Source organism: Thermogemmatispora tikiterensis, assembly GCF_003268475.1.
In the GTDB taxonomy this organism is placed as follows: domain Bacteria; phylum Chloroflexota; class Ktedonobacteria; order Ktedonobacterales; family Ktedonobacteraceae; genus Thermogemmatispora; species Thermogemmatispora tikiterensis.
The window spans coordinates 2,010,066-2,034,824 of sequence record NZ_MCIF01000002.1 but is presented as its reverse complement, the minus strand read 5'-3'; the positions used below and the strand labels follow the sequence as shown (position 1 = coordinate 2,034,824).

At 59.7% G+C, this 24,759-nt stretch carries 18 protein-coding genes; 15 read left to right on the top strand and 3 right to left on the bottom strand.

Features of this window, described 5'->3' with window-relative positions; all coding sequences use genetic code 11:
* The 3 genes from A4R35_RS08135 to A4R35_RS08130 all read left to right on the top strand — a co-directional run bounded on the left by A4R35_RS08135 (window position 1) and on the right by A4R35_RS08130 (window position 2,609).
* On the top strand, window positions 1–711 hold the full coding sequence (locus A4R35_RS08135; RefSeq protein ID WP_112428267.1) for a GNAT family N-acetyltransferase: 711 nt from the start codon (window positions 1–3) through the stop codon (window positions 709–711).
* A 215-nt stretch (window positions 712–926) separates the two neighbouring features.
* On the top strand, window positions 927–1,133 hold the full coding sequence (locus A4R35_RS23865; protein ID WP_146747145.1) for a hypothetical protein: 207 nt from the start codon (window positions 927–929) through the stop codon (window positions 1,131–1,133).
* 153 nt (window positions 1,134–1,286) lie between these two features.
* Window positions 1,287–2,609, top strand: a complete 1,323-nt coding sequence (locus A4R35_RS08130) for an MFS transporter (RefSeq protein ID WP_112428265.1) — start codon at window positions 1,287–1,289, stop codon at window positions 2,607–2,609.
* A 31-nt stretch (window positions 2,610–2,640) separates the two neighbouring features.
* Here A4R35_RS08130 and A4R35_RS08125 read toward each other — a convergent pair whose 3' ends face one another.
* Window positions 2,641–3,114 (bottom strand): PaaI family thioesterase, encoded by a 474-nt coding sequence (locus A4R35_RS08125; protein ID WP_112428263.1) that lies wholly within the window; start codon window positions 3,112–3,114, stop codon window positions 2,641–2,643.
* Window positions 3,115–3,206: 92 nt separating this feature from the next.
* On the bottom strand, window positions 3,207–3,713 hold the full coding sequence (smpB, locus tag A4R35_RS08120) for an SsrA-binding protein SmpB (protein ID WP_112428261.1): 507 nt from the start codon (window positions 3,711–3,713) through the stop codon (window positions 3,207–3,209).
* A 215-nt stretch (window positions 3,714–3,928) separates the two neighbouring features.
* Between smpB and A4R35_RS08115 the strand changes: the two genes are divergently transcribed.
* The 12 genes from A4R35_RS08115 to A4R35_RS08060 all read left to right on the top strand — a co-directional run bounded on the left by A4R35_RS08115 (window position 3,929) and on the right by A4R35_RS08060 (window position 23,294).
* Window positions 3,929–6,349 carry an MMPL family transporter gene (locus A4R35_RS08115; protein WP_112428259.1) on the top strand — a complete coding sequence of 807 codons (2,421 nt, stop codon included), beginning with the start codon at window positions 3,929–3,931 and terminating at the stop codon, window positions 6,347–6,349.
* The gene (locus tag A4R35_RS08110; protein WP_112428257.1) at window positions 6,349–7,482 is read left to right on the top strand and encodes a lipocalin-like domain-containing protein; all 1,134 of its coding nucleotides are present in this window, start codon (window positions 6,349–6,351) and stop codon (window positions 7,480–7,482) included. Before A4R35_RS08115 ends, A4R35_RS08110 begins: the two co-directional genes overlap by 1 nt.
* A gap of 379 nt (window positions 7,483–7,861) precedes the next feature.
* On the top strand, window positions 7,862–10,510 hold the full coding sequence (locus A4R35_RS08105) for a sensor histidine kinase (protein WP_112428255.1): 2,649 nt from the start codon (window positions 7,862–7,864) through the stop codon (window positions 10,508–10,510).
* Window positions 10,507–11,286 carry a response regulator transcription factor gene (locus tag A4R35_RS08100; protein WP_112428253.1) on the top strand — a complete coding sequence of 260 codons (780 nt, stop codon included), beginning with the start codon at window positions 10,507–10,509 and terminating at the stop codon, window positions 11,284–11,286. The genes A4R35_RS08105 and A4R35_RS08100 overlap by 4 nt, the downstream gene beginning before the upstream one ends.
* Window positions 11,287–11,425: 139 nt before the next feature.
* Window positions 11,426–12,277, top strand: coding sequence for a response regulator (locus A4R35_RS08095; RefSeq protein WP_112428251.1), 852 nt, complete (start codon window positions 11,426–11,428; stop codon window positions 12,275–12,277).
* Window positions 12,278–12,300: 23 nt separating this feature from the next.
* Window positions 12,301–13,704: a DUF4388 domain-containing protein gene (locus tag A4R35_RS08090; RefSeq protein WP_112428249.1), complete on the top strand. Its 1,404-nt coding sequence runs from the start codon at window positions 12,301–12,303 to the stop codon at window positions 13,702–13,704.
* 2 nt (window positions 13,705–13,706) lie between these two features.
* Window positions 13,707–14,141 (top strand): response regulator, encoded by a 435-nt coding sequence (locus tag A4R35_RS08085; RefSeq protein ID WP_052888274.1) that lies wholly within the window; start codon window positions 13,707–13,709, stop codon window positions 14,139–14,141.
* A 527-nt stretch (window positions 14,142–14,668) separates the two neighbouring features.
* Window positions 14,669–15,034 carry a response regulator transcription factor gene (locus A4R35_RS08080; protein WP_052888275.1) on the top strand — a complete coding sequence of 122 codons (366 nt, stop codon included), beginning with the start codon at window positions 14,669–14,671 and terminating at the stop codon, window positions 15,032–15,034.
* Window positions 15,035–15,119: 85 nt separating this feature from the next.
* Window positions 15,120–15,728 (top strand): chemotaxis protein CheW, encoded by a 609-nt coding sequence (locus tag A4R35_RS08075; protein WP_112428246.1) that lies wholly within the window; start codon window positions 15,120–15,122, stop codon window positions 15,726–15,728.
* Window positions 15,729–15,784: 56 nt separating this feature from the next.
* Complete coding sequence (locus A4R35_RS08070; protein WP_112428244.1) at window positions 15,785–17,947, top strand: methyl-accepting chemotaxis protein; 2,163 nt, start codon at window positions 15,785–15,787, stop codon at window positions 17,945–17,947.
* Between the two features lie 163 nt (window positions 17,948–18,110).
* Window positions 18,111–22,898 carry a response regulator gene (locus tag A4R35_RS08065; protein ID WP_112428242.1) on the top strand — a complete coding sequence of 1,596 codons (4,788 nt, stop codon included), beginning with the start codon at window positions 18,111–18,113 and terminating at the stop codon, window positions 22,896–22,898.
* A gap of 171 nt (window positions 22,899–23,069) precedes the next feature.
* On the top strand, window positions 23,070–23,294 hold the full coding sequence (locus tag A4R35_RS08060; protein ID WP_112428240.1) for a hypothetical protein: 225 nt from the start codon (window positions 23,070–23,072) through the stop codon (window positions 23,292–23,294).
* Between the two features lie 272 nt (window positions 23,295–23,566).
* Here the strand turns inward: A4R35_RS08060 and leuB are convergent, their stop codons facing one another.
* Entirely contained in the window at window positions 23,567–24,676 is a 1,110-nt protein-coding gene (gene leuB, locus A4R35_RS08055; protein ID WP_112428238.1) for a 3-isopropylmalate dehydrogenase, read from the bottom strand.
* Between the last annotated feature and the right edge of the window lie 83 nt (window positions 24,677–24,759).

Sequence of the window (24,759 nt, the reverse complement as noted above, 5' to 3'; positions counted from 1 at the left end):
ATGGCTGTTTACTTGCGCGATCTCTCGGCGCGCTCTCCGACAGCCGCGGACCTGCCGGCTGTCAAAGAACTGTTTGCCATCTGTGCACGGGTTGAAGGGGAGCAGGAGGGTCATGAGGAAGATGGAGATCTCAGTGCAAGCTGGCAGCGGATGGATTTCCTGCTGAGCAGTGATGCCTGGTTAATTCTGACGCGTCAGGGCCAGGTAGTGGGCTATGGCGCTGTTTGGGCTGTCGCCGTCGCCGGGGCTGAGTTGGCGCAAGGGAGCAATTGGGCTTTCTGCGTCCGCGTTCACCCGGCCTATCGAGGCCGAGGCATTGGCACGCTCTTGCTGCGCCTGGCGGAACAGCGTGCGCGTGCCGCCCTGGAGAACGTTGTCGTCAGAGAGCGCGGCTGCGCCCTGCTCACAACGACGGTGGCCTATAGCAACCGATCCGCCCGAGCCTTGTTGGAACGTGAAGGCTACCAGTTAGAGAGGAGCTTTTGGTACATTGTCATTGAGGGTCAGACGCAAACAGCCTGGTCTGAGCGAGGGCGCCTGACGCTGGAACTGGAGTTGGAAGAGGAGGAACGCTCAGCTCCCGGTTCCAGAGGCCCGGCGCGGCTGTTAGCACCTGCTGGGAGAACGATGGTGCGCCACTACTGCTGCTATGAAAAACAGCTATTGCCGGGAGCGCTCAGTCTTCAGCAGGCAGAGCAGCATAAAGCCTAATACTGCTTCTAACTGATAGCCAGGGTCAGCCTCTTTTACCTTGCTCGTCTGGGACTCCACCGCGCGTGGCGAGTGAGGACTGAGGCTGACCTGCTTGGTTTCTGGAGGGATAGAGGGAGGGGGGAGTGCGTTACTTTCTTTCTGCCTCTCCCGTCCTGATGATAGAGAGCTGTTCGGGGGAACTATTTCATCAGGGAGAGAGAGGATTATCATTGATGCCACTACTGGCTCTTTCTCTGAGCAGTGCTTCTGATCATCAAGGATTGCGTATATTGTTGCTGGTGCTCCTTATTGTTGCAGTCGTCCTGCTGATCGTTGGAGGGATTATTGCCGTTTGGACCTTGCGCAGCTATCGCAAGGCCACAGCAGCAGGCCACTATGGCCTCTCAGGCGAAGGTGAGGGTCAGGCAGCGCGCTTCTAGGCATGGAGGAGGCTGAACAGGTCAGGCTGGCTGTGAAGACTAACGGCGACCTCGCTGAGGAAGAGGGGGCAAAGCAGGCGGTGAGGAAGCTGACCTACGTGCGACGATCTGGCGAGATAGGCAGGTAGGTTGGCTGGAACTTGAGGGGGCGATATGGTGCGGCGATCGGCCATCCCGCTTATTGTGGGAACCTTTCTCTTGCGCGTCAATACTGGTGCTGGGGGAATCGTCCTGGGGCTATTCCTGGCCCGCCTGGCTATTCATGCAGGGCATCACATTACGGCTATTCAGGTGGGGCTGCTGGCTGTCGTCTATTATGCTACTGAGCTGACGCTCGCGCCGTTCATGGGAGCGTTGAGCGATCGCTGGGGACGGCGCCTTTTTATGGTCCTGGGCCCCCTACTGGGCGTGCTGGGGATGCTGCTGATACCGCTGACACCTATGGCCTCGCCGTTGCCCTTCTTGCTGACCTTGCAGGTGCTTGCGGGCCTGGCGACAGCGATGATCACCCCGTCAGTCTTGGGCTATCTGGCCGATTTGACCAGGCGGAATGAGCAAGGACGCATGCGGGTCATGGGCTTCTATGAGCTGGCGACCAGTGGCGGGATAGCAGCCGGGGTCGTCGTAGGCGGCTTTGCCTGGGACCGCTTTGGTTCCTGGGCTTTTGCTCTGTTAGCCCTCTTCTATGCCTTGGTGACGCTCTGCATGTTCCTGGCTCCTCGTGTTACCCAGGTGACTGAACACACTGGCCCGGCGCTGCTGATGAGACGTTATCTGGCAATCTTGCACAAGCCGCGCCTCTTTATCTTTATTCCAGCCTGGATCTGTATTAGTGCCCTGCTGGGTATCTGGGTCAGCTCACAGCTGCCTTTCTTACTCTCCCGCCCTGGACGCATGGGTGATCAGCTCTTAATGGGCATCATGAGCGGACCTGGTGGCGGTGGGCGCCTGAGCCTGGTCCTGGGTAGCTATGTCCTCTTCTTCGGTCTCTCACTGCTCTTCTGGGCCTGTTTCCTTGCCCATCTGCCCCGCCTGATGATGATGCTCACTTCCGTAGCGGGTCTCTATGTGGGCGTGATGGCCCTCTGGGGCATGAATCACCGTCTCGGAGGTGATTTGGCTCCAGGGATCTGGATTCCTGTGCTCCTGCTAGGAATCTTTGCTGAAAGCAGCTTTGCCCCTTCTGCCCTGGCCTATCTGGCCGATCTCACTGAGGAGAGCGCGATGGATCGCGGTCTGCTGATGGGCCTCTATTCGGTCTTTCTTGGCCTGGGCCAGTTGCTAGGCAATGGCCTGGCTGGTCTCTTCGCCCATCGTCTTGGCTTTGATGGCCTGATTTGCCTGACAGCCATCCTTGGCCTGGTCGCACTGCTCTCACTCCTGACGCTCCTCCGTCTCGAACAACATTACGCTGCTAAGGCCAGAGAGACAGGCGAAGCCTCAGTGGCCGAGCGCTCACACATCGCTTCTTTTTAGTTTTAGTTAGTCCGAGAGGCGAGCTGGCAAACTAGCCAGTATGCTCGTCGTGGGTGCCCTTCTCCTCGCTTGGGAAGATATAGAAGGTGCTCAAGACGCGGGCCACCGCGCGCTGTTCCTGCCTTTCGTCGCTCTGATGATAGACCGTAGCCTCCAGCACCGCCGTGGTCCGGCCCTGATGGATGATGGCAGCCTCCGCCAGCAATTGCCCATTGCGCACGGCGCGGAGATAGTTGATCTTGGCCTCGATCGTCCCGGTATGTGTCCCTGGCGGATAGGAGGCCAGGAGGGCCATAGCCATAGCTGTATCGGCCAATGAAAAGATCACGCCGCCGTGCACCAATCCCTGGGGGTGCATCAGCCGCTCATCGACTGTCAGGCGCACTCGCCCACGCCCTGGCTCCGCCGCCTCTACGCGCATGCCCAGAAGCTGGCCGAAGCCCGGGCGCTGGTTGATCTGTTCTACAAAATGATGAATTTGCTCCACTTGCTTTTCCTGGTCCATTGGCGACTTGTTCCTCTACTTACGAAGAAAGCGAGATGAGGATCAGCTTGTGATTGCGCCGCTCGCCTGGGTTGGGCGGCGAAGCATCAGCTTCAGCGGCGACGCAGAGCGCGCTCCATCTCGCGACGGGCATCGCGCTCGGCAATGGCCTCCCGCTTGTCGTAGAGCTTGCGCCCGCGGCAAAGGCCCAGCTCAATCTTGGCGAGACCGTCTTTGAGATAGAGCTTCAGAGGGATCAGTGTCATCCCTTTCTGGCTGACCTTGCCGAGAAGCTGGTTGATCTCGCGGCGGTGCAGCAGCAGCTTGCGAGGGCGCAGCGGGTCATGGTTGTGGATGTTTCCATGCTCGTAGGGAGAGATATGCATATTTTCCAACCACAGCTCGCCGTTTCTGCCGATGGCGTACGCGCCGCGGAGATTGACCTTGCCAGCGCGAATCGACTTAATCTCGGTGCCAGCCAGGGCGATCCCGGCCTCTACCGTGCGCTCCACATCGTAGTCATGGTAAGCCTGGCGATTGACAGCGATGACCTGAATTGGCTGGCCGTCGCCCTGTACCGGCTTTTTCGTTGTCGCCTGCTTTGCTAGCTGCTTCGTCATAGGACCTCCTCCGAGTGCCAGCTCCCCTTGACACACAGACAAAAGCTGTCTACTAGTATAACAGCAATGTCGTTCAGGAACATCTTCACAGCGACCCCGCACGGAGATGAACGCGGAGTGAGGGGCGAGCGGCTCGGCTGCCTTGACTGAGCCGTCAGAGAGCCAGCAGCACAGCCGGTCTGCCGGGCGCGGCCCCCAGGTGAGGAAGAGTATACATGCAGAAACCGAGAAGGTCAATTTTTTATGCGCTAGGCCAGGTGACCGTTCGGGCACGCTGGCTGATCCTCCTGCTCTGGTTACTTCTGGCTCTCGTGGCTCTACCCTTTGCACCACGGGCCAGCCAGGTGCTTCAGCCGGGGGGATTGCTCAGCCCTGATGCTGAGTCGCAGCGAGCGCTCGATCTGCTCACCAGCAAGCTCCATCTCAATCCGACGGTTGTCCAAGTGATTTTCACTAGCCAGCGCTATCGTGTGGACAGCCCGCAATTCGTCCAGCAGATGCAGCAAGCACTCGCCGAGGTACGGAGCTGGTCTGAAGTGGCGAGCGTTGTCACCTACCTGGATAATCCGCGGCAGATCTCGCTCGATCGTCATGGCGCCTATGCCAATGTCATGCTCAAGACTGATCCCGACAGCGCGCCGCGCCTCTTGCCCGAGCTGGAGCGCAGGCTGAGGGCGCAGCCGGATCTGGAAATTCACGTTGGCGGCAGCCCCGTCTTCTACGAAGATATTCAGTTTGTCAGCGAGCGTGATCTGCGACGAGCCGAGCTGCTGGCCTTTCCTTTTGCTCTCATTGCCCTGCTCCTGGTCTTCCGCTCTGTCATTGCCGCGCTCTTACCCACCATCATTGGTGGCGGAGCGGTGGTCGTGGCGCTGGCCATTATCTTTGGGCTGGGGCATGTCACCCCGCTGTCGATCTTTGTTTTGAACATTACCACTCTGTTCGGCCTCGGGCTGGGGGTTGACTATTCCCTCTTCATGGTCAGCCGCTTTCGCGAAGAGTTAGCGCGTGGTCGGAAGCCAGGTGAGGCGGTGGCCGTTACCGTGGCCACCGCTGGGCGAGCTGTAACCTTCTCCGGTTTTACCGTCTCCATTGGCCTCTTCGGACTGACGTTCTTCCGCATTAACATGCTGCGCTCGGTTGGTCTGGGGGGTATGCTGGTGGTCATGCTCTGCGTAGTGGCGGCCCTGACCCTGCTGCCGGCCATGCTGGCCATTCTGGGGACGCGCGTCAACGCTCTGCCCGTGCGCCTCTCCTGGCTGTGGGGCTGGTGGCGTCAGCGGCGGGCTGCTCATGTAGATGCAGCGACAGAAGAAGTGGCTCTGGCTGGGGCACGCAGCGCCCTCATTCAGCCACATCAGGGATTCTGGTATCGGCTATCGCATCTGGTCATGCGCTATCCGCTACGCTTCTTCTTCCCGGTCTTAGTGCTGCTGGTGGCCCTCGGGTTACCCTTCCTGGCGGTCCGCTTTTCGGCGCCGGGGGCCTCGATCCTGCCCCAAGATGTCCCGTCGCGCGTCTCCTATGATCTCTTGATCTCGCGTTTCAACGCGCGCGAGACGACGCCCATTCTACTGGCCGTTCAGATGCAAGGCGACGTGCTGACGCCCAACAATATTGCCTTGCTCTATCGCTATGTCCAGCGGCTAGAAGCTGATCCGCGCGTGGCCCGCGTCGACAGTATCGTGAGCGCTGATCCTCGTCTGACTTTACAGGAATATGAGCTACTCTATACCCACCCACAACTCATTGCTGATCCCTATTTATCCGGTCTGCTCAAATCCTCGGTCGCGGGCAACCTGGCAATGGTCACTGTCATCAGTAAGTATGACATGCTCTCGGAGCAGTCAGAGGAGCTGGTGCTGACCATTCGTAACACGCCTCCGGGGCCGGGCATGCATGTGCTTGTTGCCGGAGGGAGCGCCAGCAACATCGACTACGTCGAGGCCCTCTATGGGGATTTCCCGAAGGCGGCGCTGATTGTAGCGGGCATCACCTATGTCGTGCTCCTGCTGCTCTTCCGCTCGCTGCTGCTGCCGCTCAAGGCCATTCTTATGAATACACTATCGATCCTGGCTAGCTATGGAGCGCTGGTTGTCATCTTCCAGGAGGGCTTCTTGCATCAGCTGCTGGGCTTCACACCCCTGGGCTTCGTCGAAGCTTCCAGTCCCATTCTCCTCTTCTGCTCGCTCTTTGGCCTCTCGATGGATTATGAGGTCTTTCTACTCTCCCGGGTGCAAGAAGCCTACTGGGAGAGCGGAGACAATACCCAGGCGGTGGCCCTTGGCCTGCAACGCAGTGGGGGAATCATCACCAGCGCAGCTGCCATTGTTGTGGTGGTCAGTGCCTGCTTTGCCACTGCCGATATGATCCTCGTGAAGGCTCTCGGGTTGGGCATGGCCCTGGCTGTCATCTGCGATGCCACGCTCGTGCGAGGTTTGCTTGTGCCAGCGACCATGCGGCTCTTGGGCAATCTCAACTGGTGGCTGCCATTTGTCGGGGTCCAACGCCGGCCTACCCTCCTGGCTGAGGAGGAAGCAGGCCGCCACGAGGTCAGCAGTGAGGGAGGGACGTTAGTGAGCAGTGAGGGAGAGCAGCCTGCTCATCCCCGGTCCCAGCAAGGAGGAAGGCTATAATGAGCACGCTGCATAGGAGAGGCTGCCGTCTTGGACAGCTGCTCTATCTTCTGCTGGCGCTGCTGGCCGGACTGAGCGGCTTGAGCGCCTGCGCCTTTCCGGGCATTCCGGCTACCTCAGCGCAGCTGCCGCTGGTGCCTGTCACCGCCCAGGCGACGCCTTTGCCTCCCATTCGTCTACCCCAGGACGAGGCCCCGCATAAGGACCTCACCGAGTGGTGGTACTATACTGGCCACCTCCAGGCCCGCGCCAACGACGGGCGTCTCCTGCACTATGGCTTCGAGCTGGTCTTTTTCCAAGTACTGCGTAGCGACTTGCCGCCTGTCTACGCAGCTCATTTCGCCATCAGCGACATCTCCCGTGGTCAGTTTCACTTTGCGCAGCAGCGCGTGCTGCAACTTGATCCTTCATCTGCAGGAGCGAGCAGCCAGGGAGGCTTCCAGCTCCAGGTCGGCCCCTGGCACATGCAGGGGCGCAATGGGAAAGATCAACTGGCAGCTGTCATGCCAGACTATGCCCTGCAGTTGCAGCTCCAGGCGCTCAAATCAGCTGTCTTGCATAATGGCAACGGGCTGATCACCTATGGTCTGGCAGGCTTCTCCTACTATTACTCGCGCACTCGTTTAGCCGTCAGCGGCCTCCTGGTTGATCATGGCCAGACCCTGACTGTCACGGGATTGGCCTGGATGGACCACCAATGGGGAAACTTCCTCACTCTGGCCGGCGGCGGCTGGGACTGGTTCAGTTTGCAGCTCAATGATAATAGCGAGCTGATGCTCTATCTGATCCGTGATGCTAGCAAGCGGGTTATCTCCACCTATGTGAGCTTCATCGATCCCAGTGGTCAGGACCACCTCTTGCCGGCCAGTGCGCTGCGCGTTCAAACCCTGGCAACCTGGCTGAGTCCGGTGACCCATGCCCGCTATCCTTCTGGCTGGCGGATCGTCATCAGCGATGGACGCTTCTCTGCCCAGCTCACTCTTCAGCCAGAGCTGAAAGATCAAGAGCTGGTGACCTACCAGTCGACTGGCAACGCCTATTGGGAGGGGGCCGTGAGCATTCAGGGTCAGAGCGCAGGCCATGCCGTCGACGGAGAAGGCTATGTTGAACTGACCGGCTATGCTGCTGCGTAATCCCTTGGGGAGGCGAGAGTGCGCCTGTCTTGACGGACGGTGCGATGGTCGAGCGGATCGATCGATCCGCTTAACCGCGCCTGTTGGTGGTCTTGCCGCCCGTCTGATAATAGAGTAGACTTCTGCGGAGAGCCGGAGCCGGGCCAGAATGCTCTATAAAAAACCGTTCGGTCGGCTTGAAAACAGTTCCGGTAGTACCTTCGGGCCAGAGGGGGCCGCATCACCAGCTCAACAGAAGCAGAGTAAGGCGATCAATGCGGATGAATTTGCCGACTACTTGTGTCATCCTTTTGTGTTATACTGCTGATGATTGTGTAGAGAAAAAACTCCAGGCTAACTGTTCAAGAGGTGGTAGCCCGGTTCATTGTTGGGGGGAACAATGAAAGCAGGGACGCGCGTCTCCACGCTAGATGAATCTGCTATCGTCGAGCGTGTGTTTCGCATTATTGCGAGCGTGCGTGGCTCGAAACCCGACTATACCAGGCTTGCGGCAGAGCTGACGCCGACCATCCCATTTGACGTTTTTGGCGTAGTCCTTCTAAGGCATGACCGTCAAGCTGTGCGCGTGACAGTCTGCTGGCGAGGAGAGGGCGATGCTTGGCAGGCGCGCCATCATCAGCACCCGTTACCCGAATCGCGGGCGGAGCAGGTGCTGAGACACCCCATTATGCTCGTCGAGAACTATCCGCAGGGAGCGGATGGACCGCCGGCGAAGGTAGGGGATGCCCTCAGCGGCCACCCGCAGCTGCGCTCGGCTGCCATTGTGCCATTAGTAGTCGAAGATCGTGTGCTGGGCACTTTGGAGCTGGGAAGCTGTCAGCTGGGTACCTATGATGATCCCTCGCTGCGTCGTCTGCTGGAAGCGGTAGGGCGGGTCCTGGCGGCTGCGATCGAAGGGGTGCAGGTAGGCGGCAGCGCCCAGATTCAGGACCGGCAGCGGGAAGCGCTCAAAGCCGTCTCCAATGCGCTGGCTTCGACGATGGATCTGGCCACCATCTTTCAGCGCATCGTCAACGGTATTGCCGAGGCGCTGCGCGTCTGGTCAGCGATTGTCACCCTCGACCGCCCGGGCCAGAGGGGGGGCTTACGCCTCGAAGCTCAGGCTGGTCTGGAGGCCCACACCCTCGCGCGTATTATCGAGAAAGGGCAGGCTCTCAGCGAGCAGTGCATCATTGGCTACAGCCTGCTTCATCGCCAGCCGCAGTTTTCGAATGACATCGGCAATGACTCGCGTTTCCCAGCCAGCCAGCCTCTCTATAGCCAGCTCAAGATTCGCTCTATCTTTGTCCATCCGCTGGTCACTGACTCCACCGTTTACGGAGCCTTACTGCTCTGCTCTGAAGAACCGGGTGGTTTTACACCACTCAAAGTAGACATCCTCTCACTCTTTGCGAGTCAGGCCACTATCGCCATTCACAATGGTATGCTGCTCGAAGCGGTACGGCGGCAGCAACGCTTTCGAGAGATCATTGCGCGACTCGAAGCGACTCAAAGACAATGGGGCAAAGAAGAGGAGGAGCAGCTACTGGAGCAGGTACGTAGCGAATTTGAGCAGACCTTTGGCATCAGCTTTATGAGCCTTCTGCGCTTCATTGCCGACTATCTGCTGACCTGTCCTGAGCAGAACCTGCAGACTCTGATGAACGCCGTGCGTCAGCGCAGGCAGGCTGTTGGGACTCCCCAGGCGTTGTCTGATAAGCAGATTGTAGATGTGGCAGAGACAAAGGTCGTTACTCCGGCGCAAGATTCCAGCGCCGCCCTACTCACGCGCGGCGCCGAGGAAGCGCTTGAGCGGGCCAGCATACTGAGTGAACTGAGCCGCCTGGTCCAGCTTCATGAGCACCTGCCGGGTCATCTTACTGATGCCTGGTTTGCTGTGGATCTCAGCGGGCGCTGCATCTACATGAATCCAGCGGCGGAGAGCCTGTGTGGCGTTCGCCTGCAAGCCGGAGATAGTCGGCGACTCGCTGAAATTTTCTCAACCCTGCTCATCCTTGCGCGCAATCGTGAGCAACTGGAGCAATACCTCGGCCAGTTTACCCAGGAACAGGCACGGACCTGGGAGCTACGCTGTGCCTTTGCCAGCGAACCACTCCATGGGCAGGCGGCCACCAGAGCGGCAGACGGTGACGAGAACAGGCGACACGAGCGGCGAGGGGGGGCCGGCCAGGACGACACGAGCCTCGATCGCCATTATCTCTTCACCCGTCATCCTGTCAAAGACCAGCATGGCCAGCTCAAAGCCTACGCGCTCCAAGCCCACGATATCACCGAGCAGGTGCGCGACGAAAAGAACAAATTGGCCCTGCTCTCCTCGGTCTCGCACGACCTGCGCACGCCCCTCACATCCATCAAAGCGGCCATCACCGGGCTACTGGAGCCAGGCATTGTCTGGGATGAAGAGACGCGGCGTGAAATTCTGCGCGAGGTTGATACCGAGACCGATCATCTGACCGTGCTCATCAACGCGCTGATCGAGATGTCGCGTATTGAGATGGGGGCTCTCACCCTTGAGAAAGAGTGGTGCGACATGGGTGAGCTGCTCAACAGCGCCCTCCTGCGCCTAGAGCGCAGCTTGGGAAGAAAGCTCAACATTCGCCCATATCTGCAGCCTCCATTGCCGCTGCTTGTCCACGCTGATTACGCACAGATGGAGCGCGTCTTTTATAATCTGTTGGAGAACGCTCTGCGTCATAACCGATCGAACGAGGAGATTGCTGTCAAACTCGAGATCGTTGACGGCGTACTGCACGGTCGCCTCCTCGCTCATGGCTATCAGCTGCCGGAAGGAGAACGTGAGCGTATCTTCAAAACCTTTTATAGTGTTGACCCCCAGGGAAATGGCCTGAGTCTGGCCATCTGCCGAGGCATCATCGAGGCGCATGGAGGGCGGATCTGGATAGAGTCCTCCGTGGGAGGAGGAGCCATCTTTGTCTTTGCCCTGCCAGTCTGCTCCTGTGGGCCCGCTCCCGGCCCGGCCCACAGCCTGCCTTCGCCCGCTGCACGGTTGTCGGAGGAACAAGAATGAGATCCCGAGGCAAGCGCATCTTAGTTGTCGATGACGAACTCTCAATTCAGCGTATTTTGCGCAGAAACCTGCTCATGAGCGGCTATGAAGTGTTAGTGGCCGACAACGGAGAAGAAGCGCTCAATGCTGTGCGCCAGCATGAACCTGACCTGATCCTACTCGACCTCTGCCTGCCGGGGAGCATCGACGGCCTGGAAGTCTGTGAGCAAGTTCGCCGCCAGAGTCAGGTGCCCATCATTGTCCTCTCAGCCAGGACTGAAGAGAAGCAGAAAGTCCGCGCCCTGGATCTGGGGGCGGATGATTATCTGACCAAGCCCTTTAGTAACGCCGAGCTGTTAGCGCGCGTGCGGGCTTGCCTGCGCCGTGCTGCCAGTGGTGGAGGGGGCAGGCAGCAAGAAGAAGCGCAGGTCTTGCGCAGCAGCGATGGCTATTTGGTTATGGACGTCGAGCGCCGTTATGTGCGGGCGGGTGATCGTGAGGTTCGCCTCACCCCAACAGAATTTGAGCTATTGCGGCAACTGATGCTGCACGCTGGCAAGGTCCTGACCCATCGCACCTTGCTGCGAGCGGTATGGGGGCCTGAGTACGGAGAAGAGGCGGACTATCTGCGCGTCTATGTGCGGCAACTACGGCGCAAAGTCGAGCAAGAACCCTCGCGCCCGCGCTATATCCTCACCGAGCCTGGGGTTGGCTATGTTTTCCAGGCGGATGGGAGGCGTGATCAACAGCCGACTGCTGCCTCTAGCGTGAGCAACGTTGCCCCGGCAGAGGAATAATTAATGGGATTTTAATGCTAACAAGGCTGTCCTATATGGCGAATTGAGCCGGCTTGCTGTACACTGTTATTCGGAAGAATGGGAGTTCTTTACTATATTACCGGTATTTCTTGACAGAGGCAAAGCGAGCAGGCATGCTATGGCTAGAGCGATGGTGCGGCCAAGGCCGCTCAGAGTCCTCATTGTGGGGCAGCAGGAAAGTCTGAACACCATCTTAGAAAGGCATCTGCGCCAGCGCGGCTATGAAGTCCGAGTCCTGCTGCGTGGGGGAGAGATAGACCTGGGGAGTTGGGTAGGAGACGTCCTGTTATATGACATGGATGGAGATAGGGAGGGAGCGGGGGAGAGAGAGGGGGAGAAGCTGCTGCAGCCTCCAAGAAGCTGGCCGGAAGCTCGCTTTACTGTGATCATGGGAAGCAGCTCCGTCTCGCGAGATCGGCTAGAGGAGCTAGGCGTTGTAGCCTTTTTGCTCAAGCCCTTTGACGTAGGACGGCTGTTACGCTACCTCGGTACCCTGCAGCGGCTGGTTCAGACGAGCGAAGAACGAGGCGAGTCTTTCATCAGGGGCAGGCAAGGAGCTGAGGGCAACCGGGCACGGGTGCTGATTGTCGACGACGACGTTGACGTTGCTCAGACGATTCAGCAATCCCTCAAGGCCGTTGCTGACTACGAGCTAGCGGTGGCCCACGATGGATTAGAGGCGCTGGAGCGTTGTGTTGAGTGGCGACCGCATTGCGTAGTTGCTGACCTGATCATGCCCTGGATGAATGGCTATCAAATGATGCGCTGTCTGAAGCGCAGTGCGCTGCCCAGTCCGCCGGCCTTTGTGCTGATGAGTGCCCTGACGCCGCGGCAACTGGAGCGCAGACCCTATCTACGAGAAGAGAAGTCGGTGGTCTACGTCGAGAAGCCCTTCTTTGTCGAGCACCTGCAGGCAGCGATTGAGCAGGCGCTGCAGAAACTGGCACCGGCAACGCGACCACTTGCATAGAGAAGAAAAGGAAGAAGAGAAGAATGGAGCAGCAAGATCGTATTATGGATGGTGACCTGCAGACGCTGGGTCTGCAGTCCATTCTCAAGATGCTTGCCCTCAGCGGTAAGACAGGCACGCTGTTTGTCCATTCCGGTCCTGAGACACTTTCGATCGCCCTGCGCAAGGGCCAGATTGTGGCTTTGCGCGAAGAGGGTGCTCCCCAGCTTGATCTGCTCACCATGCTCTGCCTGCTCAATCGGCTCGATCCACGCAGGGCGCAGATGATTCGCGAGCTGGCGCGAGGTGATATGCAAGTGGCACTGGCGCTGCTGGTTGAACGAGGCTGGATGAGCGCTGAGGAGATGCAGCGCCGGCTGGAGTTTGCCGTGACCCAGTCGATCAGCCACGCCTTACGCTGGGCCGAGGGGCGTTTCTCCTTTCATCGGCGCCTGCTGGCGATCGAGAGCCGCATGCAGCCGCTCGACATCGACTCAGTCCTGCTAGAGGCCCTGCGCCAGGCCGATGAGTGGGAGGAGATGGGTGAGCTGCACTTGACGCGCGCCAGCGTAGCGCGTTGGCTGCCAGAAGTCAAAAACAGCAACGACCTGCGCAGCCTGGGGCTGAGCCAGGAGTATATCGAGGTGCTCTCGCTCTGTAACGGCGAGATCCCCCTGCAGGCCATCTCCCTGGCGCTGATGATGCCGGAGGCGCGAGTCGCCCGTCTCATGGCTCGCCTGCTGGAGCTGGGATTGATCGAGTTAGTGGACACCGAGCTGGAGAAAGCCCTCCAGCATGACCTGCACGATCTCCTGATTCGCTGCCAGCACACGCTCTGGCAGCAGCGCAAGAATGTCAGCCCTGAGCTGCACCTGCTGAATCTCATTCGTGTGCTGGTTGAATGCATCAATGGTCTACTGGTGCATCACGGACGCTTTGCCAGGAGCCTGCGCGGGAGGGGGCATGTGCCCACGGGTGAAATCATCCGCTATCTTGAGCGTACCTTCTCGCAGCCCTTGCAGCTCCTGGCCAAGCAGTATTATCCCATTCTAGAGACAGCCAGCTTTGTCGATGGGCAGCTTGACTGTGGTGATATCCTGACCCTGGACAAGCTGGTCAAAGGTGAGCAGCTAGAAGAATTTTATTGGGAGGCGGTCGTGGGGTTGTCGGCGTTCTTGCGAATGGTTTTTACCGCCGTCTTGCAAGATGAAGTCGGCAATTCGCACACGAGACAGCAGCTCAACGTTGCCTGGAAGGCCTTTCTGACCGAGATCGATGCTGAGATCCAGGAGTATCAGAAGGTCAGAGCCTATCGCAACGTCCAGCGAACCAGGGGGCGTGAGTTTCAGCCGCAACCGCCACGTCGAGGGGAGGAGGGACAATGGCAAGGGTTCCCGGAGAGCGGTAGCGCCTACGGGTGGCCTGAGACGCGAAGGAGGTCGATCTAAGCATGTCAGCAGTACCGACGGTACTGGTTGTAGATGATAGCCCTACCGTGCGCAAGATTGTGCAGATGACCCTGCAGCGTGAAAATATCCGTGTCATTGCCGCGGGCGATGGGCTGAGCGCCCTCACCTCGGTAGCGGACGAAATGCCGGCACTGATTCTCCTGGATGTACAGCTGCCCCGCATGGACGGGTACCAAATTTGCCAGATCATACGAAAAAACTTGCAGTTTAGACAGATACCTATTATTATGCTCAGTGGGAAAGATGGTTTGTTCGACAAGATGCGCGGTCGCCTAGCCGGCTCTACCGAGTACATCACAAAGCCCTTCGATTCTGCCGAGCTGGTCCAAACGGTCAAGAAGCATCTGGTCAACTGGCAGGAGCGTGTTCCTCCGCGCTACGAAGGTATGCGCCCGCGGCTGCGTCGCCGCGGTTAGGGATGAGACGCTTCTCTCGGTGATCTGGGCCTGTCTAAGAGGGTGCTGGACCAGCTTCGACGGTAGGGCAGGGCAGGGTAGGGCAGTGAGGCCAACCAGGGGAAGGAGAAGACGCTCTGATCGACGTCTCGGGTCAAGTCAAGTCGAGTCACTACGGGAGGAGAGTGGGATCTGTTGAGGCAAGTGGTGAGACAGAAGAGGGGGCAGAGAAGGAAGGCTGAAGGGGGAGGGGAAGGACTGCCCGGCGGCGGTCCAGAACTCGGCAAGACGCAGTGTGAGAGGACCGAGCGGTCAGCGCGCATTACAGACTTGCCTCCCTATCTGATCTGCCAGTTCGCTGGCCAGGCCCACCAACAGCATAGTGGTGCTCCGCTTATTCCATAACGTAGCTCTGGCCCGCTGTCAGATCCAGGTCAGAACACAGCCCAAGCCTGCTTAGGGATTGCGACACGCACGTGACTGGCCTTTCTTTCCTAAAAAGCTAATGTTTTGACTCTGGAGAAGTTACAACAAGAGGTATAGGGGAAATGCCAGGGCAGAAGGTGCTCGTTGTAGATGACAGCTGGACTGAACTCACGATGATCGCAACCCCACTGCGCAACAGTGGCTTCGAAGTGGTGACAGCGGTCGACGGTGACGAGGCTGTGGAGAAAGTCTTTAAGGAGCGTCCACAGTGCATCGTCCTGGATGTGGTCCTGCCTAAGCAGAGCGGGTTTCAGCTGTGCCGCAAGCTCAAATCATCGGAGCTGAGTCGGCATATCCCGATTATCTTGCTGACAAGCAAGAATACACCCCTCGATCGCTCCTGGGGCCTGCGGCAGGGCGCTGATCTATACATGACCAAGCCCTTTAACGAGGAAGAACTGGTGGCCAATGTGCGCCGGCTCCTGTAGCCTAGCCAGCCTCAGCCAGCGACCCTAGACAGGCGAGGCAAGGGGGACACAGCCCGATGTGCGACCAGAAGCTGGGAGTAATCCTGTGGCAAGCGATGACCTGAACATGTTGCAACGCGCTCTCCTGGCTCAGCAGCAACGGGGAGCGCATCCTCCGGCATGGGGGGCCTCGGCGTTGCAGCCTGAGCAAGTGCGGACCAATACGGCAGCTGCTCCCGGTGTACCCACTGAGGTACCCGGCGAGCAGTACCTTGCTTTTACTCTGCTCGACCTGGAGTTTGCTTTCAAGGCGGAGTACATTCAAAGCGTGGAGCGCCTGCTCGACGTGACCCCGGTCCCGAATGTTGCTCCCTGGGTCCGGGGGGTGATCAATCTCCGCGGCTCCATCGCTTCCGTGGTGGATTTGCGCACCTTCCTGGAAAGGGAGCCGCTACCCTATAATCCACGCACTCGCCTGCTATCGGTGCAATATAATGAGATGGTGATTTGTCTGGTGGTGGATAGCGTCAGCGAGATGCTCCCCATTCCTGACAACGTTATCGCCAGTGTGAGCACACGCCAGACCAATATTCCACAGTGGGTTGCTCCCTATGCCGCCGGAACGGCAGTGCTCGGTAAACGTGTCATCATCTTGCTCGATGCCGCACGTTTGCTGTTCTCGGAAAAGATGCAACATTACGAAGCTCTGGATTAGGATAGGACGAACAGTGCAGCCATTGTTCTGTATTTTCTATAGAGGAGGTCTGGCGGATGAACCCGGATCGTAATCGAGGTGGGATGACGGTAAGCGGCCTGATGAATTTGGGGTTGGCCGTCTCCGCCATTATCCCGGCCTTCCTGCTCATCCTGGTGGGCATCTACGCCCGGCTGAGCATGCCCACCGCCGATACGTCGGTCCTGATCGTCGTGGTCATCATCTGCGCTATCGTTGCTCTTTTGGCGGTGGTCATCACCAATTACCTGGTCAATAGCCGTATCAAGGACCGCTTCCTGGCCCTGGCCGATGTCTGCCACGATTTCGCCGGGGGAGATCGCCGGGTGCGTGCCCAGGTAGATGGCGATGATGAGTTTGCTCGCCTGGTCGCTTCGGTGAATACTGTGCTTGATCAGCAGAGTGCGCAGGCGAACAGTGCCTCTGGCCTCGGCTCCGGCAGCGACGCCGCCGCTCTGCAGGCCCAGATCGAGAAGCTGCTCCAGGAGGTGAGCGCCGTCGGCGATGGTGACCTGCGCGTCCAGGCCGAGGTGACTCCCGATACGCTCGGCGTGCTCGCCGATTCGTTCAACTATATGATCGAGGAGCTGGCCAAGGTGGTCGGTCGAGTGCAGAGCACGGCCATGCAGGTGACCAATGCCACTCGTCGTATTCTGGATCGCGCCGCCGAGCTGGCCCAGGCCTCCGAGATGCAGGTGCAGCAGATCTCGCAGACTACTGAGGCAGTCGAGGCCCTGGCCATCTTCATCCAAAATGTGGCTCGCAATGCTCAGTTGAGCCATGAGGCCGCTCAGGAGGCTTTGCGCAATGCCCAAAGCGGTCAGGAAGCTGTGCGTCAAACGATCGAGGGCATGATGCTGATCCGCGAGAACGTCCAGGAGACGGCCAAGAAGATTAAGCGCCTGGGCGAGCGCTCGAACGAGATCGGCGAAATTGTACGTATCATTGAGGATATCGCTGATCAGACAAACCTGCTCGCACTCAACGCCGCCATTCAGTCGGCAATGGCTGGCGAGCATGGCCGCGGCTTCGCTGTGGTGGCCGATGAGATCCGCCTCCTGGCCGAGCGCTCGACGGAGTCGACAAAGCGGATCGCCACCCTGGTCAAGAGTATCCAGGGCGATACCTATGAGGCGGTGGTGGCAATGGAAGATAGTACGCAGGAGGTGGTCAAGGGGTCTCAGCTCGCCGATGAGGCTGGACGCGCCCTGAACTCGATCTATAGCGCTGTGGAGCGCCAGGCCCAGATGATCGAGAGTATTGCCCGCGCTGCTAATGAGCAGACCAGTGTGTCAGAGGCGGTGGCGGTGGCTATGAGCCAGATCTCCGAAATCACTCGCCAGACCAACGCTGGTACACAGGAAGCCGCCGCTAGCGTGAGCTACCTGGCCGAGCTGGCCGATCAGCTCCGCGCTTCGGTCTCGACTTTCCGCTTGCCCGACCATGTGCTGGAGTCGATCAATAGCAGTATGGCTACTGGCCCAGGGGCTGTGCCCGGCCTGCCTGCCGGTGGCGATCAGTTCTATGCCTCCTCGGGCGGCGACGGCTGGATGCAGCCGCAGCAGCAGAGCTACGGCGGTAATTTCCCACCGCTCCCTGAGCCGGAAAGCGCTGGCCTGGTGGCGATGTCTTCGCCCGTGGCGCAAAATCAGCATCAGGCTCAGTTCGGCTTCCCTGCCGCTCCGCAGGAGTTCGGCGCTGTCCCTGGCTTCTCCGACATGGGCTCCTTCGGCAGTACCGGTCAGCAGGATTTCGGAGCTGCTTTCGGCTCAAGTCCCGCTCCCTCCTTTAACCAGGAGTTCGGCGCCTCGGCTTTCTCTAACTCCCAACCTTTCGAGGCTCAGCGCGCCTTCGGCTCCTTTGATCCCTTTGCTAACCAGGGCTTCTCTGGTCCGCAGGGGCAGTCGGCTTTCTCACAGCAGCCTTTCGCCAATCCCCCCGCATCGGGGGCAGGTTTCGGCAGCTCAGGCCAGGGAGCGGTCCCCTACTCTGGTGGCGGTCAGTTTGGTTCAGTGCCTCCGCAGACCTTCGGAGCACCACCTCAGTCGGGTCAGGGACAGGGACCACAGCAGCGTCAGCCCTGGACCCCGCCAGGAGCAGCTCCTCAGCAATCGCCGCATCAGCAGCCGGGTCAGTCGCCGTTCCCAAAACCAGAACAGACGCCTTTCCCGCGAGGCAATAACGGGCAGTTCGGCCAGTAGCCGTTGCACCATCAGCATCAGGCGAAGACGGAAGGGAGGGGCGCCCAGGGCTTCGACCAGGGGGCGAGGTCGGGCCAGCGCCCCCCGCCGCGTTTCTACGTTTCGCGCCTCGGCATCCCGCGAAACCGAGTTCGATCGACTAGAATAAGTGGGTGCGTGCAGCATGTCAAATACATTTGATAAACTGTCAGTGCTCGATTCGTTTATCGAAGAGGTGAAGAGCTACCTGCCAGAGATCGAGGCGAACCTTGACCGCCTGGCTCAGTCTCCCGGCGACATGGATGCTCTCGAAGAGACCTATCGTCGCACGCATACAATCGGCGGCTCAGCCTCGATGATGGATTTCCCCGGCCTGGCCCATGTGGCTCATGGCATGGAGGATATTCTGGGGGATGTGCTCGATGGCCTGACTACCCTCGATGAGCCTACGCTGGCCCTGCTGCGTCGTTCTCTGCGACGCCTGCATGTGCTGATCGATGGAATTCGCGATAATTCCGTCAACCAGGATGCCATTATTGCTGAAGACGATGCCGACTATAGTCGCTATCGCGCCCTCCAGGAGGCCGCTGGGAAGGTTGTTCCGGGTTCGCCAGATCTGGCCTCTACTCCCTCCCAGCCATTGGATCATCAATCCCCACAATCGGTCGCCCCAGAGCACTACGCACACGAGTACCAGGGCTATCATACGGATAGACCAGGCTACCAGGGTCAGCCCCAGCAGGACTATCATGATTCTCCACGCTCCCACGCTCCCACGCCGCCTTCTCAGCACTACGGTTTCCAGGAGGATGGCCTGGGCTTAGGCGAGTCCTATGCGTATCAGCAGCAGTCGGTATCCGCCTCTTCTCCTCAGTCGACTCCTTTACCCGAATCGCCCTATCCGCCTGCTACCGGACAGGAGGGTTTACTCCCTTCCTTCGATGAGATGCTGGCTGCCTTCCGCACGCCCAGTACTCCGGCCGATGAGGAACCACTCTGGCCGGAAGATCCTGTTCCGCTCTCTCAGCAGTCACCCGAAACGCCAGCTTCTCCTGCCTCGCCCTCCGCGCCGGCGGCCCCGAGCGCCTTGGATATGTTAGCTGCCAGCTTCCGCAGCTCCGAGGGAACTCCTTCGTCGACTGGCTCTCCTCCTGGTGAGGAACAGTCACGTTCGCCTCGCGCCCCCTCGCCGTTGGAAGAGCTGGTCAGTCGCTTTACTGCCCCTCAGCCCGAAGCTCGGGGCCAGGCCACTGCTGCTGATGCAGACCTGGGCGCTCTCCCGGATTGGTCGCAGTCGCAGCCGCTTGCTCCCCATACACAGTTTGTCCAGCCGCTACAACCGCTGCGCTCACTGTCAGCGCAGCCGTTGCAAGCACCGTCGGGCTGGTCGCAGCCCGGATCACCCCAGTCTGAGCAGCCTTCGGGCCTGACCGAGGAAGGGCTTGTCTTGCCGGCCTCTGCCTCGCGGCTCTATAGCGATCTGCGCCAGGAAACCCTCTCGCTTGAAGAGCAAGTCAATACGTTGCATACCCTGCTGACCCAACTGCAGCAGGCTGTGAGCATCATCGAGGAGCAGCGCAGCGAGTTCCGCGGCTTCCTTGATGGCTCGAAAGATGCTCTGGAGCGGATGGAAGACTGGGCAGGCCAGGCGATGGGTCTCAATCTGCGTAAGAGCCCCGAGAAGGTACGCCGTTATCTGCCGCTCTCAGTGATGTGGGTGGTTAATACCAAGCTCAAGAAGGTGCTAGAGCTGCTCTCGCGCATCACAAGCGGTGTTGAGGCGACCGATGAACAGATCCAGACAACGCTGCACCAGCTCCGCAGCTCGGTTGAGGCGTGCGGCGACTTGTTGGAGCGCTTGCCTCAGACACTGGCCAATCAAGAGCCGGGTTGGACGCCCTGGCAGGTGCAGGTCGCTCGCGATGTGAGTGGAGTGCGCGAGCGCGTGACCTTTGAGCGCCAGGGAGATCTGGCAGCCTTGCGCGCTGAGCTAGAGGCAAAGATCCGTGAAGAGCTGCGCCGTGAGTATGAGCAGCGTCCTCTCTCTCTGGCTGCGCGCATGGAGCTGGAGCGCCAGATCCGTGAGGAGGTGCGCCAGGAATTTGAACGCCAGCGTCAACTTCAGCATGAGATCGTTGGACCTGATGGGCAGGAGAGTTACGAGGAGCTGGTCAAGCGGCTGCGTAATGAGATTGAGATTGAGGTGCGCCGTGAGTTTCTGGCTCAGCTGACAGGGAACGCCGATCTGGAGACGGCTGCCAACTTGCAGCAACCACCGTCGGGTAGCGGGCCGCTGCCTGCGTTGGAGATCCCGCGGGCTCAGGTCAATCCTCCGCCCGTGGTTGCACCGCCACCGCCACCTTCACCTGTGCCTGCTCCTTCCGTATCGTCAGCAAGCGGTGGCTCGGCGGTCAGTGAGGGCACTGACTTTGGCGAGGAGGCCGCTGAAATCTTCCGATTGGAGGCGGAGGAGCATCTGCAGACGATCAGTATGAATGTGGCCGCTCTGGAGAAGTCGCCCGAGGATCGAGATATTCTCCAGAGTATCCGACGCGCGACCCATACCCTTAAAGGAGCGGCGGGCATGATGGGCTTCCGCCTTATCGCGGACCTCTGCCACGTCTCCGAGGATCTGCTCGATAGCATCATGGAAGGTCGGATCGCTATCACCCCGCCTGTAATCGGCATCATTCTCGATACAGCGGAGACCCTTGATCGCCTCATCAATAACCGGGGTGAGGATCGCGCAACTCTGGAAGCGGCTGTGGCGGCTATGCGAGCACGCTACGCTGAGCTGCTTGGTGAGCAGCAGCTCTCGCCTCTGCCCGCTGAAGAGGAGCTGGAGAGCCTCCTCGAGAGCAGCGAAGGCCCTGAGAGCTCGACCTTCTCTCGTACCGTGTCCGAGGCCGCTTCCTCTGCCGGCGAATTGCTGATGCAACGTTCGCCAGCTGCTGAGTTGAGCGTGCGTGTGCGTCTCCAGAAACTGGATGAGCTGGTGAATCTCTTCGGCGAATTGCTGGTCAACCGCAGTGCTCTTGAAGAGCATATCCAGCGCCTGATGCGCCTGGTGGCCGATGTGAGCATGAGTAGTGAGCGCCTGCGCGATGTGGGTCAGAAGCTAGAGAGCCGCTTTGAGGCGGCAACCTTGCCCAGTGGGCGCGTGGTCCAGGTTCCCCCTGGCACGGGCAATGGCGCCTCTCGCTTGCCGGCTCTTCAGGCCGGACGTCCTGCTCCCACCGGCAACGGCGAGCCGGCACACCTGGCCGAGTTCGATGAGCTGGAGCTGGACCGCTATACGGAATTCCATCAGCTCACCCGCGGTCTCAGCGAGGGCGTCTCGGACATGATTACCCTGAGCAGCGAGATGGAGGCGGTCATCCGCGAGTGCGAGAGCATTTTCGCCCGTGAAAGCCGTCTAAGCACCACCTTCCAGGATCGCCTGATGAAGACGCGCCTGGTGCCGCTTTCGTCGATGATCCCACGCCTCTATCGCGCGGTCCGCTCCGTCGCGCTCAAGCAGCATAAGGAGATCAACTTTGTGACCGAAGGCGAGGATACTGAAGTTGATCGCACGGTCTATGAGGAGATCGCCGGTCCGCTGCTGCACCTGATGCGCAACGCTGTCAATCATGCCATCGAGGAGCCAGAGGTACGTGTGCGCAAGGGTAAACCGGCGGCAGGCCTCGTCAAGCTCTCGGCCTCCTACGAGGGCAATCAGGTAGTGATTACGGTGCGCGACGATGGGACCGGTATCGATCCCGAGAGGGTGCGTCAAGCAGCCATTGCCCGTGGACTGATCCGGCCCGATCAGGTTCTCTCACCCAGCGACGTCATCGATCTGATCTTCCGCCCCGGCTTCTCGACCGCTGAGGTGGTCAGTGAGGAAAGTGGGCGTGGCGTGGGCCTGGATGTGGTACGCGATAGCATTTCACGTCTGCGGGCCACGCTAGAGGTCGATTCGACGCCGGGCCAGGGGACAGCCTTCACCATGAAGTTCCCCACCAGTCTGGCCATTCAAAGCGTGATGATGGTCCGCGTCGGCGACCAGCAGTATGCTGTCCCAACAACGCTGGTCGAGGCCATTGGCCGGCTCGATACCTTTAAGCGCACAACTCACGGCGGGCGCCCGGCGGTCGTGGTGCAGAACGATGTCTATCCACTCAGCCAGCTTGCTCACTATCTCAAGCTGCCCGCCGGTGAAATCGATGAGCGCTCTCCGCTGCTCCTGGTGAATACGGGTCGTCATCGTGTAGCGCTGGTGGTGGACGAAGTCAGGACCCGCATGGATGTGGTAATGAAGAACCTGGGTCCCCATCTGCGTCATGTACATGGAATCGCTGGCGGCACCGTGCTCGGCAACGGGCGTGTGATTCTGATCCTGGAGCTGAACGAGCTGCTCTCGGTACAGCGCCGCGGCACGGGAGCCATCGCGGGCACCCTGTCGCAACCGCAGGAGAGTCTGGCAGTTGCTGCGACCGCGCAAGCTCAGATGCCGGCCTCGCTGGCTGCGGCGGCCACAACAGTGACTGTCAATACCGGGGTGCTACCTGCGGTACGCCCGCCGGCAACTCCGCTCCCCTCGCAGCGCGTGGAGCGCGGCAGGCATGTGCTGGTGGTGGACGATAGCCCGAGTGTGCGCCGCGTGGTAAGTAATATGCTCAAGCAACACGGCTGGGAGGTCCAGACGGCTCGTGATGGCGTCGAAGCTCTGGAGCTGATCTCTACTCAGCCACCGGCAGCAGTCCTACTCGATATCGAGATGCCGCGCATGGATGGCTACGAGCTGATGGCCACTGTCCGCTCACAAGAGCAGTATCGCACCTTGCCGCTGGTGGTCCTGACCTCACGCGCCGCCTCGAAGCATAAGCAGCGCGCCATGCAGCTTGGGGCCAGCGCCTACATTGTCAAACCCTATCAGGATGAGGAGCTAATCTCGACGCTGAATCGCCTCGTCTATGGCGCCAGTGCCTAGATCAGCGGGCAGCAGGGCCGGGCCGATCAGCGGGTGGTAGGCAGGTGCTCAGCTGCTGCGTCGCTCGTAGCCGCGACGCGGCTAATGACCTCGCTCCTGCGCATAGCGTAACGGCGCATGGCCCGGCCTGATCGGCCTGTGGGAATGAAGCCAGGAATCATAAAGCGAGCAATGGGTGTAGAACGAGCGGTCACGCGCTGGTATGTGCAACGTCAGCGGCTGCTCACCGAGATTGCAAGTCTTGAGCAGGCACTTGTTGAGCAAGAGCAGAGGGAGCAGCCGCCAGAAGGAGCGGAACAGGGAGAGGAGCAGCGGCAGCGGCTTCTTGCCCGTCTAGAGGAGATGCGAGCGCGCCTGCAACACCTGGGACCCTGTCCGAAACCAATGATGGGCTAGGGAGCAATAAGCCGCTGCAGATGGTGGCCTATCCCGGCGGGGAGCTGTCTGAGAGTGCTCGCCGCCCCTGGGCCACAGGTGGCTCTGTGCCATCTGCCGCCTGTCCTCTCTTATCTGCTTCTCTCGTTGGCCAGCTCGCCTGCAAGTCTGGGCTGGCTAGTGTCTGGCCGCCTGTTCCCCTCGCTTAGACTGGCTATGCCTGAGCAAGGTAAAGGCGACCAGACAACCGAAAAATAAGGAAGGAAGGCAGGGTAGGATAACCCCGCCGTCGATCAGGATGAGGTCGCCGTGACTGCCTCGGCGATCAGACGCCCCATCTCCTCGGTCCCGACGATGGTTTTCCCCGCTTCCTGCAGGTCTTCGGTACGATAGCCGGCATCGATCACCTGCTCAACAGCGCGCTCGACCGCCTGAGCCTCTGCCTCCAGGCTCAAGGAGTGCCGCAGCAGCATCGCCAGCGAGAGGATCGAGGCGATCGGATTGGCCTTATTCTGGCCAGCGATATCGGGGGCCGAGCCGTGAATTGGCTCATAGAGGCCGAAGGTACCATGCGCTGTCTGTCGCGTCCCCAGACTTGCCGACGGAAGCATGCCCATCGAGCCAGCCAGCATCGAGGCCTCATCAGTCAAAATATCACCGAACATATTTTCTGTCACAATCACATCAAAGCTGGCTGGACGACGGATCAAATGCATCGCGCAGGCGTCAACCAGCAAATGCTCAAAAGTGATGTCGGGATAGTCAGCGGCGACGCGCTCAGCCACGCGACGCCAGAGGCGAGAAGAGCTGAGTACATTGGCCTTATCGACCGAGGTCACCTTCTTTTTGGTACGACCTCGGGCCAACTCGAAGGCCGTGCGTACGATGCGTTCAATCTCCCCCTCGCTGTAGAGCAGAGTATCGATAGCCTCCAGGCCGTGTGGGGTCTGGCGGATCTCGCTAGGCTTGCCGAAATAGATGCCGCCCGTGAGTTCACGCACAACCAGCAGGTCGGTCCCCTCAAGGATCGAAGGCTTCAGCGTTGAGGCATTCAGCAGCGCCTTAAACGGACGCACCGGGCGCAGATTCGCAAACAACTCCAGCTCTTTACGCAGGCGGAAGAGGGCGCGCTCAGGCTGGACCTTGGAGTTAGGGCCTTCGTAGCGAGAGACGCCTCCCACAGCGCCGAACAGGATGGCATCACTCTCTTGACAGAGGGCCATCGTCGCATCGGAAATAGCATCGCCCTCGGCCTCGATAGCGGCGGCTCCGACGAGGGCTTGCGTTGTCTGGAAAGTGTGGCCAAAGCGGGCACCGACCCGTTCCAGCACACGCAGAGCCTGGGTGGTCACCTCGGGGCCAATGCCGTCGCCTGGCAGGACGGCGATCTTGTAGGTACCCAATGCAGGAATCCTCCCTGTACGATCTTAAGCCTTGACCTCCAACTTGAGGTGAACCTACGTAGGGATAGGTTCGCTATCCGCTG